Source organism: Pseudomonas sp. COR18 (assembly GCF_048568395.1).
Lineage (GTDB): Bacteria > Pseudomonadota > Gammaproteobacteria > Pseudomonadales > Pseudomonadaceae > Aquipseudomonas > Aquipseudomonas fuscovaginae_B.
The window spans coordinates 6,331,751-6,345,473 of the sequence record NZ_CP183808.1 but is presented as its reverse complement, the minus strand read 5'-3'; the positions used below and the strand labels follow the sequence as shown (position 1 = coordinate 6,345,473).

Sequence of the window (13,723 nt, the reverse complement as noted above, 5' to 3'; positions counted from 1 at the left end):
CCTATAAGAATTGCTAGCTTATGGGCTCGGAAATTACCCGTTAGGGTGAAGCCGACAGGCCACAAGGTCTGCAACAGGGAGAGCGGCAATGTGGTACGAGCTGGAACCGGATCAGCGTTACACCCTTGAAGTCGATGGCCACAACATCGTTGTCTACAGCTTCGGCAGCGGCGACGACGTGCTGCTGTGTCTCAACGGCGGCCCCGGCCTGCCGTGCGACTATCTGCGCGACGCCCATGGCTGGCTGAAGGAAAAGGGCTTGCGGGTGGTGGCGTTCGATCAGCTGGGCACGGGTGCCTCCGACCGTCCTACCGACCCGGCGCTGTGGGATATCACCCGCTACGTCGCCGAGGTGGAACACGTGCGCCAGGCCCTGGAGCTGGGGCGGGTGCACCTGCTCGGGCATTCCTGGGGCGGCTGGCTGGCGATCGAGTACGCGATCCACCATCCCGGCCACCTCAGGAGCCTGGTGCTGGAAAACACCGTCGGCGACATCCCCCACCTGACCCTGGAACTGGAACGCCTGCGCAGCGCCCTGGGCAGCGAGACCGTGGCGATGATGCAGCGCCATGAAGCCGAAGGGCGGTTCGACCACCCGCAGTACCAGGCGGCGATCACCTTGCTCAACTACCGCCACGTGTGCCGTCTCGACGAGTGGCCGGCACCGGTGCGGCGCTCCCTGGGCGACTGGAACATGGAACCCTACGAAACCATGCAGGGGCCCAACGAGTTCCTGTATGTCGGCAACCTCAAGGACTGGAACCGCATCGAGGAAATGAAGGCCTTCGAGATGCCGGTGCTGATCACCACCGGCCAGCACGATGAACTGACCCCGGCCTGCGCCTACCGGATGAAACGGTCGCTGCGCGATGTCGAGCTGCATGTCTTCCCCAACAGCAGCCACATGCCGTTCTACGAGGAGCCTCAGGCCTACTTCCCGGTCCTGCTCGACTTCCTGCGGCGACACCGGGGCGTTGCATGAACCTGCAGCGCTACCGTTTCATCCTGACCCGGCCGCTGCAGCTGCTGCCGGTGCTGTTCGGTATCAGCCTGGTGACCTTCGTGCTGATCCGCTCGATTCCCGGCGATCCGGCGCGGGCCCTGCTGGGCTCGCGCACCACGCCGCAGGCGCTGGCCAATGTCCGGGCGCAGTTCGGCCTCGACCAGCCATTGCCGCTGCAGTACTTCTATTTCCTCCGGAACCTGTTGCAGGGCGACCTGGGGCAGTCGATCCAGTATCGGGTCGATACGCTCAAGCTGATTGCCACCCGTATCGAGCCGACTCTGACACTGGTGCTGGGCAGCGTGCTACTGGCGCTGTTGATCGCCATTCCGCTGGCGACCCTGGCGGCGCGGCACAAGGACGGCTGGGCCGACAACCTGGTGCGGGTGTTCACCACCAGTGGCCTGGGAGTGCCGGCGTTCTGGCTGGGCATCATGCTGATCCTGGTGTTCAGCGTGCAACTGGGCTGGTTCCCGGTGACCGGCTACGGGCGCACCTGGCTGGACAAGCTGCACCATTTGACGCTGCCGTGCCTGACCATCGCCCTGGCGCTGTCCTCGGTGCTGATCCGCAACCTGCGCGCCAGCATGCTGGCCGAACTGCAGGCCGATCATGTCACCGCCGCCCGCGCCCGCGGCCTGTCCGAAGCGGCGATCCTGCGTCGGCATGTGCTGCCCAATTCCCTGGTGCCGACGGTCAACCTGCTGGCGGTGAACATCGGCTGGCTGATCAGCAGCACGGTGGTGGTGGAGAGCCTGTTCGCCATCCCCGGTATCGGCCAGTTGCTGGTGCGCGGCATTTTCGGCCGTGACTACATGGTGGTGCAGGGGGTGGCGATGGTCCTCGCCCTGGCGACGGTGGCGGTGAACTTTCTGGCCGACGTGGCCACGGTGGCGATCGACCCGCGGGTGAACGTCCGATGAGCAACGCACAGACGATGACACTGCGGCGCAACTTGCTCGGCCTGCGGCTGGGCAACGGCCGGCTGGCGATGGTCCTGGGCCTGGCGATTCTCGGTGGCTGGCTGCTGCTGGCGCTCTTCGCGCCATGGATCGCGCCCTACGATCCGATCCAGCAGGACACCGAGGTGCGCCTGCTGGGGCCGAGCGCGGCGCACTGGTTCGGCACCGATCACTTCGGCCGCGACGTGCTGTCGCGGGTGATCTGGGGCGCCCGGGTCGACCTGCAACTGGCGATGCTGGGGGTGGTCTTCCCGTTCCTGATCGGCACCGTGGTCGGTGCCCTGTGCGGCTACATCGGGGGGCGCTTCGATACCCTCTGCATGCGCCTGATCGATATCGTCCTGGCCTTTCCGTTCCTGGTGCTGATGCTGGCGATCATGGCGATCCTCGGCCCGGGCCTCACCAGCTTCTACATCGCCATGGCCCTGGTCGGCTGGGTGTCCTATGCACGGCTGATCCGCTCGCAGATCCTGATTCTCAAGCACAGCGATTTCGCCCTGGCGGCCAGGAGCCTGGGCTTCGGCCATGGGCGCATCCTGTTCCGCCACCTGTTGCCCAATGCGCTGTTCAGTTCGGTGGTGTTCGCCATGTCCGATGCGGTGCTGGTGCTGCTCAACGGTGCGGCGGTGAGTTATCTCGGCCTGGGGGTGCAGCCACCGACGGCGGAGTGGGGCACCATGGTCGCCGAAGGGCAGAGCCTGATCACCAGCGCCTGGTGGATCTGCACGTTTCCGGGGATTGCCATCGTCACCCTCGCCATGGGCTTCAGCCTGCTGGCCGACGGTGTCGCCGAAGCCATGGGGGAGCGGACATGAGTCGTGCGCCGGTGTTGCAGGTACAGGAGCTCAGCGTGGTGGCCCACAATGGCCCGGTACCCCTGACCCTGGTCGACCGTCTGTCCTTTGACCTGGGCGAGGGCGAGATCCTCGGCCTGGTCGGGGAAAGCGGTTCGGGCAAGACCATGGCCTGTCGGGCGCTGATGCGCCTGTTGCCGTCCGGCAGCCTGAGTGTCGAGGGCAAGGCCGTGCGTCTGGCCGGGCAGAACCTGCTGGCGCTGGACGAAAAGGGCATGCGAGCCATGCGTGGTCGGCAGATCGGCATGGTGTTCCAGAACCCCGGCAGCCATCTCGATCCGTTGATGCGTATCGGCGAGCAGATCGCCGAAGGCATCCGCCAGCACCAGCAGTGCTCGCGCCGCGAGGCCCGGGCCCAGGCCATCGAGGTGCTGCGCCAGGTGGGTATTCCCGACCCGCAGCGCCGGGTCGACAACTACCCCCACGAGTTTTCCGGTGGCATGCGCCAGCGGGCGATGATCGCCGTGGCTCTCGGTTGCGAGCCGAAGGTGCTGATCGCCGACGAGCCGACCACCGCCCTCGATGTGACGGTGCAGGCGCAGATCCTGCGGCTGCTGCTGGACTTGCGCGATCAGCGCGGCCTGTCGCTGATCATGATCACCCACGACCTGGGTGTGGTGGCGCAGACCTGCGACTCGATCGCCGTGATGTATGCCGGTCGCCTCTGTGAGCATGGGCGCAAGCAGGACCTGCTGGCGTACCCGCGGCATCCTTATACCGCCGGGTTGGTGGCCTGCCAGCCGGCCGGTGGCGCCAGCCAGGAGCCGTTGCGCACCATTGGCGGCCAGCCGCCGTTGCTCGCCGACTTGCCGGCGGGTTGCCGTTTCAATCCGCGCTGCCAGCAAGCCGCGACCGACTGCCGTGAAACCTTGCCGGACCTGCGGGCCCTCGACCAGGGGCAGCGGGTCGCCTGTCATTATCCGTTGCGGGTCGGAGGTCAGCCATGAGCCTGCTCGAAGTCAAGGATCTGCACGTGCGCTTCGCCGCCCAGGGCCGCGGCCTGCTGGGGCTGCGTCGGCAATGGGTGAGGGCGGTCAATGGCGTGTCCCTGAGCCTGGCGGCGGGGGAGACCCTGGGTCTGGTCGGTGAGTCCGGCAGCGGCAAGAGCAGCCTTGGCCGGGCGATCCTGCGCCTGAACGATATCGCCTCTGGCCAGGTGCTGTTCGACGGTGTCGACGTCGCCCGGGGCGGTGCCATCGAGCTGGAGCGACTGCGTCGCGAGACCGCGATGATCTTCCAGGACCCTTATGCCGCGCTCAATCCGCGCCTGAGCATCGGCGAGACCCTCGCCGAAGTGCTGCGGGTACAGCGCAAGGTGGCGCCCGCACGGATCGCCGCGCGGGTCGAGGAACTGCTCGACCTGGTCGGCCTGCGCCCCGAGCTGGCCGGGCGCAAGCCGGGCAGCCTCAGTGGCGGGCAGTGCCAGCGGGTCGGCATTGCCCGGGCCCTGGCGGTGGAACCGCGGCTTATCGTCGCCGACGAATGCGTGGCGGCGCTCGATGTGTCGATCCAGGGGCAGATCGTCAACCTGCTGCTGGAGCTGCGCCAGCGCCTGAATCTGTCGATCCTGTTCATCGCCCACGACCTGGCGATCGTCCGGCGCCTGTGCGACCGGGTGGCGGTGATGTACCTGGGGCAGATCGTCGAGCAGGGCAATGTCGAGGCGGTGTTCGGTGCGCCGCGCCATCCGTATACCGCGGCCCTGATCGACTCGATCCCCGATATCGACCCCGAACGCCGCCTGCCCGTCGAACCCTTGCCCGGCGAGCCGCCGAGCCCGCTGCAGACCCCGAGCGGTTGCGCCTTTCATCCGCGCTGCCGGCAGGCCCGGCCCGCCTGTGCCGAGGCCCGGCCGCCCACCCATCAGCTCGAACACCAGCGTTACAGCTGCGTGCTCGAGCAACCGTTGTCGCAAACCCCAACCCCAACCTCGATTAACAGGGAGTTATACGCATGAGATCCAGGCACTTCAGACTGTTGAGCGCGGCCGCCCTGGCCGTCTGCTCGCTGGCGGCGGGCGTGGCGCAGGCCGCGGGCGTGCTGACCATCGGTTGCCGGGAGGACAGCACCACCTTCGATCCCATCAAGAGTGCGCAGAACCGCGATACCTGGGTGTTCGCCAACGTCTACGACACCCTGGTGCGGGTCGACAAGGCCGGCACCGAGCTGCAGCCCGGCCTGGCGCAGTCCTGGTCGGTCTCGCCGGATGGTCTGACCTACACCTTCAAGCTGCGCGCGGCGAAGTTCTCCGACGGTTCGCCGATCACCGCCGGCGATGCGGCCTTCAGCCTGCTGCGCATCCGTGACAACAAGGCCTCGCTGTGGAGCGATTCGTTCAAGCTGATCGACAAGGCCGAAGCCAGGGACCCGCAGACCCTGGTGGTGACCCTCAAGACCCCATCGACCCCCTTCGTTTCGCAATTGGCTTCGCCGACCGCCTCGGTGCTGTCGCAGAAGGCCATCGAGACGATGGGCGAAGACGCCTATGCGGAGAAGCCGGTGGTCTCCGGGGCTTTCGCCGTCAAGGAATGGATCCGTGGCGATCGCGTGGTGCTTGAGAAGAACCCGGACTTCTGGCATGCCGCCAACGTCAGCCTGGATGGCGTGGAGTGGATCTCCATTCCGGATGACAACACGCGGATGCTGAAGGTCCAGGCCGGTGAGCTGGATTCGGCGATTTTCGTGCCGTTCTCGCGGGTCGATGCCCTGCAGAAAGACAAGAACCTGGTGGTTCACCTCGATCCGTCGACCCGTGAGGACCACCTGCTGATCAACCACGCCCACGGCGATCTGGCCAAGCAGCAGGTGCGTGAGGCGCTGGACTACGCCATCGACAAGAAATCGCTGGTCAATACCGTGACCTTCGGCAAGGGCACCGTGGCCTATTCCTACATCCCCAAGGGCGGTCAGTACCACTACGCGGACAACCTGCAGCGCCCGTATGACCCCGAGAAGGCGAAAAAGCTGCTGGCCGAGGCGGGCGTCAAGGACCTCAAGCTCAACTATGTGGTCAACGCCGGCAACGAGGCGGACGAGCAGATCGCGGTCATGGTCCAGCAGCAACTGGCCAAGGTCGGCGTCACCGCCAACCTGCAGAAGGTCGACCCGACCCAGAGCTGGCAGATGCTGATCGACGGCGCCTATGACCTCTCGGTGATGTACTGGACCAACGACATCCTCGATGCCGACCAGAAGACCACCTTCGTCCTCGGTCACGACACCAACAACAACTACATGACCGGCTACCGCAACGAGAAGGTCAAGGAACTGGTGGCGGCGGCACGTATCGAGAGCGATCCGGCCAAGCGCCAGCAGATGTACGTCGACCTGCAGAAGATGGCCAAGGCCGATGTCAACTGGATCGACCTGTACTACAGCCCCTACATCAACATCTCGCGCAGGAACATCGAGAACTTCCAACAGAACCCGCTGGGCCGCTTCTCGCTGGAAGAGACGGTGAAGAAGGACGACAAGCTCGCCAGCAACTGATCGGCGAATGTCGGAGCGGTAAAAAAGCAAAAGCCAGGGAAATCCCTGGCTTTTGCGTTCAAGCGCTACGCTGCCGGTATCAGGCCGGGAACAGCTCGCTCAGCTTCATCGACAGCATCATGTCGCCCTCGACGCGCAGCTTGCCGCTCATGAAGGCCTGCATGCCGTCGGTGTCGCCGCTGACGATGCCCTGCATGGTTTCGCTGTCGGTCACCAGGGTCACGTTGGCGTCCGGGTTTTCGCCTTCCTTCAATTCGCAGGTTTTATCCTTGACGATCAGCGAGAAGTGCTGGGTTTCATCGATACGGAAACCGAAGACAACGTCCAGGCCGGCAGCGGCTTCTGGTTTGAACTTGGCTTTCATCGCTTCTACGGCTTTGGCTACAGCGGTCATGGTTCGATCCTTTTATGGGTGATTACAGCGACCCCAAGGGTCACGGTTGGCCGGCTCTCAGCGGAAGGTGATGAGTTCCGGCGCCTTCAGCAGTTGCAAGTGGGTCTGACTGTTGAAGGAAGCCAGGGCCACCTCGCGACCACGGAACTTGAGCTGGTTGAGCGAGGTGTTGACGATCTGCCAGTTAAGCTCGAAAGCCTGCCTGGCGGGAACTTGGGTGATCAGGTGGAGCAGGGCGGTGATGGTCCCGCCGGAAGTGAACACGGCAATCTTCTGAGTGTTGTCGGCGCGTTCCAGGATCCGCTGCAGGCCGCCATTGACCCGCTCGACGAAACCCAGCCAGCTTTCCAGGCCCGCCGGGTCGTGGCTGCCGTCGAGCCAGCGCGCGATGATCAGGGCGAAGATGCGCTGGAACTCGCCACGGTTCTGCGCGGCGTTGCGCAGGATATGCAGAGCCTCGGGTTCGTCCGGCAGCATGGCCGGCAGCAGCGCGCGGATCACCGCGTCGGCATCGAACTCGTTGAAGGCGGCATCGATCTCCAGCGGCGGCACCGGCATGCCGACCCGGGCGAACTGCTCCAGGGCCAGCTCCGCGGTGTGCTGCTGGCGACGCAGGTCGCCGGCCAGGCAACGATCGAAACTCAGGCCCAGCTCGGCCAGGTGCTGGCCGAGGACTTGCGCCTGGCGCACGCCGGTCGGCGAGAGGACGTCGTAGTCGTCCGCGCCGAAGGAGGCCTGGCCATGTCGAATCAGATAGATGCTGCCCACGTCCGCGTCATCCCGGTACGTTGATGTTCTGGCGAGGTTATGAGGATGCCGGAAGCCTGTCAATGAAAAAACATACGCTCGTTTGAAATGTCTGTTAGAGACTTGTATCGCGCGGTGACGGCGGCTGGCCGCAGGGCTGTCCCGACGGTATGCTTGGGGCGTCAAGCCGCCGGAACCGGGGCTGTCTGGATTTTTTAAGGAGCTATCGTGGAGTTTCTCTCCGAATACGCCAGTTTTCTGGCCAAGACCGTCACCCTGGTCATCGCGATCATCGTGGTGCTGGTGGTCGCGGCTTCGTTGCGCAGCAAGGGCCGGCGCCGGTCCGCGGGCCAGTTGCAGGTCAGCAAGCTGAACGAATTCTACAAGGGCCTGCGCGAACGCCTGGAGCAGACGCTACTGGACAAGGAGCAGCTCAAGGCGCTGCGCAAGGAACAGGGCAAGGACGACAAGAAACAGAAGAAGCAGAAGAAACAGCCCCAGGCCAAGTCCCGGGTATTCGTGCTGGACTTCGATGGTGACGTCAAAGCCAGTGCCACCGAGAGCCTGCGCCATGAAATCACCGCGTTGCTCAGCCTGGCCACGCCGAAGGACGAAGTGGTGCTGCGCCTGGAAAGCGGCGGCGGCATGGTCCACAGCTACGGCCTGGCCGCCTCGCAACTGGCGCGTATCCGCCAGGCCGGGGTGCCCCTGACCGTGTGCATCGACAAGGTGGCGGCCAGTGGTGGCTATATGATGGCGTGCATTGGCGACAAGATCATCAGCGCGCCGTTCGCCGTCCTCGGTTCCATCGGCGTGGTGGCGCAACTGCCCAACGTCAACAAGCTGCTGAAGAAGCACGACATCGACTTCGAGGTGCTGACCGCCGGCGAATACAAGCGCACCCTGACGGTGTTCGGCGAGAACACCGACAAGGGCCGGGAGAAGTTCCAGCAGGATCTGGACATCACCCATCAACTGTTCAAGAACTTCGTCGCCCGTTATCGCCCGCAACTGGCGATCGACGACGTGGCGACCGGCGAGGTCTGGCTGGGCATTGCCGCGCTGGACAAGCAATTGGTCGACGAACTGCGCACCAGTGACGAATACCTGGCCGAACGCGCCAAGAGCGCCGAACTGTTCCATCTGCACTATGCCGAGCGCAAGAGCCTGCAGGAGCGTGTCGGCCTGGCCGCCAGCGCCTCGTTCGAGCGGGTGCTGCTCAACGGCTGGAATCGCCTGACCCGCCAGCGTTTCTGGTAACCCTTCCGCTCCCTGGCCGCTGGCGCCTCCTGTCGCCAGCGGCCAGGGGGCCAGCGATAAATACCCCTCCCTGTCGTTGTCCCGTCAATACGCTGGAGCCTTCAATGGATTTTCAGGACGAGGCTCATGGCAGAAACAGGTTCCACCGTCGACAATGCCGCGTCGGCAGGGTTAGGGGTGCATTTCGATACGGTCAGGGAAAAGCTACCCGGTTGGCTGTACAAGGCCGGTGCGGCCATGCGTCAGTCGTTTCGCGAGCACCTGCTGGCGCTGGAAACCGCCAGGCACGAAGTGCAACAGGTCCTGGCGCAGTTGCAGGGTATCGAGCAGTTCTGCCGACCGTTGTTGCTCGCGGCACTGGAGAAACATCTCAATACCGCTCTGGAGGTGGACCACACCGAGTTCATCAGGATCGACGAGACCTACCTGCTGAGTATCTTCGAAAGCAGGCTCTATTCCTTCGTACAGCGCCAGACGCTGCTGGGCGCGGCCCTGCAGAATTTCGAGGCTGGCGAGACCGAGCCGGGCGCGCTCAAGGGCAGGGGGATCATCAGGCTGCCCGGTCGCATACCCGGCCGGAGGGCGGTGCTCGCGCCGGAGGTCTTCGCCGGAATCTGCCGCGGCCTGGACCTCGGCAGGCATTACCAGGCGCATATCGACAATGTCTTCAAACCCGCCGACCGCGCTCCGGGCTCGGTCAATCGGCGTTTTCTCGACTATGACAAGCGTGCGCTGAGGGTCAGCGCCGATATCGCCTGCATGAAAGGGGCGATCACCTCGACGGTGCATGATCTGTTGATACGCCTGGCCAATGGAGAAACCGACCTGAAGCTGGAAGGGGCCAGGGTTCATTACAGCCGGATGAACCTGTTCGACATCGAGTCCTTCGGCTGGGTGGTGATCGGGGCACAACTCTCGAGCGACGCGGTCGCCCCTTGCATCGCCTATATTCCCGGGGATCCCCTGGCCCCCTCAAGCGCTACAGCAGCTTCTTCTCTCTTGAGCAGGACCTGGCCCTGAAGCTGCAGGATCCCGACTACCTGCGCTTCTTCAGCCGTTTTATCGTCGAAGAACAGCGTTTGCGTTTCCTGGCCACCATTCACGGTCGAATCGCGTTCAGGCGCTATGGCCGCCCGCCCACGGGCGTCACCCCTCGTCATGTGACGTTGAGTGAGATCCGGATCGAGGGTGACCTGTTCGAGAGTCTGCACCAGCAGCGCTACCAGCAGATCAAGGCTCATGCACGGCAGTTGGTGGTGGCCACGGCCGATGTCGATGCCCGGGTGCGACAGGCCAGGCTGGATGCCTACCTCCAGGCCGGGCTGAGCCTGCTGACCCTGGCCCTGTCGTTCGTGCCGGTGATCGGCGAGGTGATCCTGGCGGCGACCGTGGTGCAACTGGTCACGGACGTCTATAACGGCCTGGAGGCCTGGCACCTGGGGCAAAGGCACGAAGCCCTCGGTTACCTGATGGATGTGGCGGAGAATGTCGCGCTGTTCGCGGCCGGAGCACTGGTCATCGGTGGCGGCCGGGCGCTGTTCAAGTCGATCAAGGTATCACCTCTGGTCGACTCGCTGATTCCGGTCGAGGTCGGCGGACGCACCCGCTTGTGGAGCCCCGACCTGGCGCCCTACGAGCGGGGCATCCGGCTGCCGGAGGGCACGATGCCCGACGAAACCGGGCTCTATCCGTTCGAGGGCAATCATTACCTGCCCCTGGAGGGCAAGCTCTACGTGGTGGGCTATGACCGCCAGCGCCTGTGTTGGCGAATCGAACATCCAGGCGGTGAGGCTTTCCATGCCCCGGCCCTGCGGCACAATGGCATGGGCACCTGGCAGACACTGCATGCGCGGCCGGCGCAGTGGTCGGCGATGCAACTGTTCCAGCGCCTGGGGCGGCCGGTTGCCGGGCTGGGTGAACGGATCCTGCAGCAGGTCCGGCAGTTGTACGGCAGCGAGGTGCCCGCCCTGCGCCGCAGCCTGGTGGACAATCAGCGCCCGCCAGCGTTGCTGCTCGATACCCTCAAGCGTTTCCGAATCGACCAGGCCATCGAGCAATTCATTGCCGATGCGTCGGGTGCCCGGATACGGACCCTGGAGCAGGGTGATCTGCAACTGCGGGTGCTGACATCATTGCCGGGTTGGCCGGAAAACCGCGTTATCCATTTGTTCAATGCCGAGGGCGACATACTGCAAGAGTATGGCCTGCGTACTTCGGAGCAATTCTCGTCGTTGCAGATCAGCGAGTCGCAACTCAAGTCGGGCGATATGCTGAACCTGTCCCTGGGCATGCTGAGCGAAACCGAACGCCTGGAGCTGCTGGGCAGCACCCTGCCGGACCGGGCCGAGCGTGCCAGGGTACTGGCGCTACGCCTTCGACAGGCGGCGGCCCAGCGCCGACAGTGGTTGTTCGATACCTTGTACGAGGTCAGCGAAATGACCGACAACGCGCTCGAAAGGCGTATGCTCGACAGCTTTCCCGGGCTGCCCAGGAGCATCGCCGAGGAACTGATCAGCCAGGCCAACGGTGCCGAGCTGGAGCAGATGAGCGAACGGATTCCGTTGCGTCTGGTCGAGGAGATTCGCTGGTACCTCAAGCAGCTCAAGCTCAATCGGGTCTGTGAAAGCTGGTATCTGGCCAGCAATGAAGAGCCCCAGGCCGATCGCCTGGCGTTGCATGCTCTTGAATTGTTGCCCGGTTGGCCGAAGAACCTGCGCCTGGAGCTGCGCCGGCAGCGGATCATCAGTGAGGCGGTCGAGGCGGTGGGCGCGGCGCAGGCCACGACCCTTCGTGTGCTGCTCAAGGTCGGTCACCAATACACGGCCCTCGATGGCGAAGGGCTGATCCTGGGGACGGCACAGGATATCTTCGACGCCCTGGCGCTGGCCTTGCCGCAGTCGGCGCGCGATAGCCTCGGCTCTGGAGCGACGGTCAATGGCACCTGGCTTCGGGACCAGATTGTCCGCCGGGTCACCGTCGATTCGCAGAGCGGCCAGCGCATTCTGGGCCTGGCACCGTACAGTCAGCGCTTCAAGCCGCCGATGCGCCTGGCCTCGGGACGTATTGGCTACCCGTTGAGCGACGTTGGTGCCGTTGTCGGTGACTCCGAACGCCTGAGCCAGCGGGTACGGGACCTGTACCCGGGTTTTTCCGCCGATGAAGTGAGAACGTTCATCACGTCGCTCGATCTTTCCGAACCGGCCTGCCTGATCGAGCTCGAGCGGCGGCGCGAGGAATATGAAACCTTGTCCGCCACACTGGACAGCTGGGTACAGCGCCAGACCTGGCGCCGGGTTCGCGGCAGCCTGCAGGTGGCCCCCGTGGCCATGGACAACAAGCAGCGGGTGGCGGAGGCTATCCTGGCCTGCTGGCGTCGGCAATCACCACGCAACCTGCTGGGCGGACGCCATTTCCATGAACTGGACCTGCTGGGCATGCGCGTCGGCGACCTGCCGCCGCTCACCGCCGATTTCAGTCACGTGGGTTTTCTATTCATGAACGACATGGGCCTCAGCAGTAGCGAACTGTCGTTTCTGACGCACTTTCGGCAGTTGCGCTGGTTGTCGATGGGGTTCAATCACCTCGACGGCTTGCCGGCAGCGTTGGCGGAAATGTCCGAACTGGTGCATCTGCATCTGCCAGGCAATCAGATCGTGATGAACACCCAGGTCCGCGGGGTCCTGGGGCGGTTGACCAGGCTCAGGTTCCTGAACCTCTCGAACAATCCGCTGGTGTTGCCGCCGGATGTCAGCGGTATGCCCGCGTTGGAACACCTGCTGTTGCGCCATACCCACATCGAGGAGTGGCCCACGGGCCTGGGCCTGTTGCACCGCTTGCAGATGCTGGACCTGCGCGACAACCTGATCGTGACGATTCCCGAGTCGGTCTACGCCAATCCGGTCGCCACCAACCGGGTGATTCATCTGCACGACAACCCGCGGCTGTCGACGGTGCAGATGGAGCGCCTGCAGCGTTATGAACAGCAGACCGGGATCAACTTCGGCATCGATACGCCGGCCCGGCGTCGTGCGCACACCCTTCGCCGAACACCGTCGCAGCAGGCCTACGATCGCTGGACCGTGGGTCTGTCCCGGGGGCAGGAGGCACTGAAAGAGCAGCAATGGCGGGCGCTGTTCCGCGAGCAGGGGGCCGGCGACTTTTTCCGCCTGCTGGCCGACCTGGCCGCCACGGCCGAGTACCGCGAGGCACGGGCAGCGCTGAGCGGGCGGGTCTGGCAGGTGCTGGATGCGGCGAGCCAGTACACCCATCTGCGCGAAGAACTGTTCGTGACGGCGTCCCAGCCGCAGACCTGCTCCGATGGTGCGGAACTGATCTTCAGTGACCTGGAAGTTCGGACCCTGGTGTTCCAGGCCAGGGTCATGTCTGACGACAGTCCGGCCCTCACCGAGGCGAATCTGTTGAAGCTGGCCAGGGGGCTGTGGCGCCTGGATGAGGTCGAGGCCCTGGCGCAGGCCGATGTCGAGGCACGCCTCAGGCTGCCGGGTACCCACGTCGACCCACTGGAGGTCCGGCTGGCCTACCGGATTGGCCTGGCCAACCGGCTCGGCCTGCCGGGGCAGCCGGCCCACATGACCTTCACCGAGTTGGCCCGGGTCCCGCAGCCGGTGCTGGATGCCGCCTGCCTCAAGGTGCTCGAACGGGAAAAGGGCCCGGACTACCTCCGCTCGTTGGCCGCGCGCGAGTTCTGGAGTGACCATCTCAAGGCCCGCTATCCCGAGCGCTTCGAGGCGATCAACAGCCGGTACCAGGCCGCAGTGCAGGCACTCGATGCCCGGCGTACCAGTCGCCAGGACCCGGCGTGGCATGAGTTCATCGATATCGAACTGGAGGCGCAGATGGGGGACCAGCTCAAGGCCTGGCGTGAAGAGCAGGGCAGGGAACTGGAGAAACTGACCGGAGAGATACTGCAAAGGACGCCGCAGGGGCAATTGTAGATGCCGGACTTGCCCGCGAAGCTTCTGGCGGTCTTGAGGGCGCTTTCGCGGATAAGAGC

11 protein-coding genes are annotated in these 13,723 nt (G+C 64.6%); 9 read left to right on the top strand and 2 right to left on the bottom strand.

Annotated features, from left to right (window positions below; genetic code table 11):
- Window positions 1-88: 88 nt before the first annotated feature.
- Genes ACM62G_RS28515 through ACM62G_RS28490 form a run of 6 tightly spaced genes read left to right on the top strand, consistent with a single transcriptional unit; the run spans window position 89 to window position 6,308 of the window.
- The gene (locus tag ACM62G_RS28515; protein ID WP_273820746.1) at window positions 89-982 is read left to right on the top strand and encodes a proline iminopeptidase-family hydrolase; all 894 of its coding nucleotides are present in this window, start codon (window positions 89-91) and stop codon (window positions 980-982) included.
- Window positions 979-1,926 carry an ABC transporter permease gene (locus ACM62G_RS28510; protein ID WP_419736180.1) on the top strand — a complete coding sequence of 316 codons (948 nt, stop codon included), beginning with the start codon at window positions 979-981 and terminating at the stop codon, window positions 1,924-1,926. Before ACM62G_RS28515 ends, ACM62G_RS28510 begins: the two co-directional genes overlap by 4 nt.
- Window positions 1,923-2,780 (top strand): ABC transporter permease, encoded by an 858-nt coding sequence (locus ACM62G_RS28505; RefSeq protein WP_419736179.1) that lies wholly within the window; start codon window positions 1,923-1,925, stop codon window positions 2,778-2,780. The genes ACM62G_RS28510 and ACM62G_RS28505 overlap by 4 nt, the downstream gene beginning before the upstream one ends.
- Window positions 2,777-3,766: an ABC transporter ATP-binding protein gene (locus tag ACM62G_RS28500; RefSeq protein ID WP_419736178.1), complete on the top strand. Its 990-nt coding sequence runs from the start codon at window positions 2,777-2,779 to the stop codon at window positions 3,764-3,766. Before ACM62G_RS28505 ends, ACM62G_RS28500 begins: the two co-directional genes overlap by 4 nt.
- The gene (locus ACM62G_RS28495) at window positions 3,763-4,776 is read left to right on the top strand and encodes an ABC transporter ATP-binding protein (RefSeq protein ID WP_419736177.1); all 1,014 of its coding nucleotides are present in this window, start codon (window positions 3,763-3,765) and stop codon (window positions 4,774-4,776) included. Before ACM62G_RS28500 ends, ACM62G_RS28495 begins: the two co-directional genes overlap by 4 nt.
- Entirely contained in the window at window positions 4,773-6,308 is a 1,536-nt protein-coding gene (locus ACM62G_RS28490; RefSeq protein WP_419736176.1) for an ABC transporter substrate-binding protein, read from the top strand. Before ACM62G_RS28495 ends, ACM62G_RS28490 begins: the two co-directional genes overlap by 4 nt.
- A 79-nt stretch (window positions 6,309-6,387) precedes the next feature.
- On the opposite strand, the gene ACM62G_RS28485 is transcribed toward ACM62G_RS28490, so the two are convergent.
- Entirely contained in the window at window positions 6,388-6,702 is a 315-nt protein-coding gene (locus ACM62G_RS28485) for an SCP2 sterol-binding domain-containing protein (RefSeq protein WP_419736175.1), read from the bottom strand.
- A gap of 57 nt (window positions 6,703-6,759) precedes the next feature.
- Window positions 6,760-7,470, bottom strand: a complete 711-nt coding sequence (locus tag ACM62G_RS28480; RefSeq protein WP_419736174.1) for a histidine phosphatase family protein — start codon at window positions 7,468-7,470, stop codon at window positions 6,760-6,762.
- 207 nt (window positions 7,471-7,677) lie between these two features.
- Between ACM62G_RS28480 and sohB the strand changes: the two genes are divergently transcribed.
- The 3 genes from sohB (at window position 7,678) to ACM62G_RS28465 (ending at window position 13,664) form a co-directional block, all read left to right on the top strand.
- On the top strand, window positions 7,678-8,709 hold the full coding sequence (gene sohB / locus ACM62G_RS28475; protein ID WP_273820752.1) for a protease SohB: 1,032 nt from the start codon (window positions 7,678-7,680) through the stop codon (window positions 8,707-8,709).
- A gap of 126 nt (window positions 8,710-8,835) precedes the next feature.
- Window positions 8,836-9,729, top strand: coding sequence for a dermonecrotic toxin domain-containing protein (locus tag ACM62G_RS28470; RefSeq protein WP_419736173.1), 894 nt, complete (start codon window positions 8,836-8,838; stop codon window positions 9,727-9,729).
- The gene (locus ACM62G_RS28465) at window positions 9,645-13,664 is read left to right on the top strand and encodes an NEL-type E3 ubiquitin ligase domain-containing protein (RefSeq protein ID WP_419736172.1); all 4,020 of its coding nucleotides are present in this window, start codon (window positions 9,645-9,647) and stop codon (window positions 13,662-13,664) included. Before ACM62G_RS28470 ends, ACM62G_RS28465 begins: the two co-directional genes overlap by 85 nt.
- The last annotated feature ends 59 nt before the right edge of the window (window positions 13,665-13,723 follow it).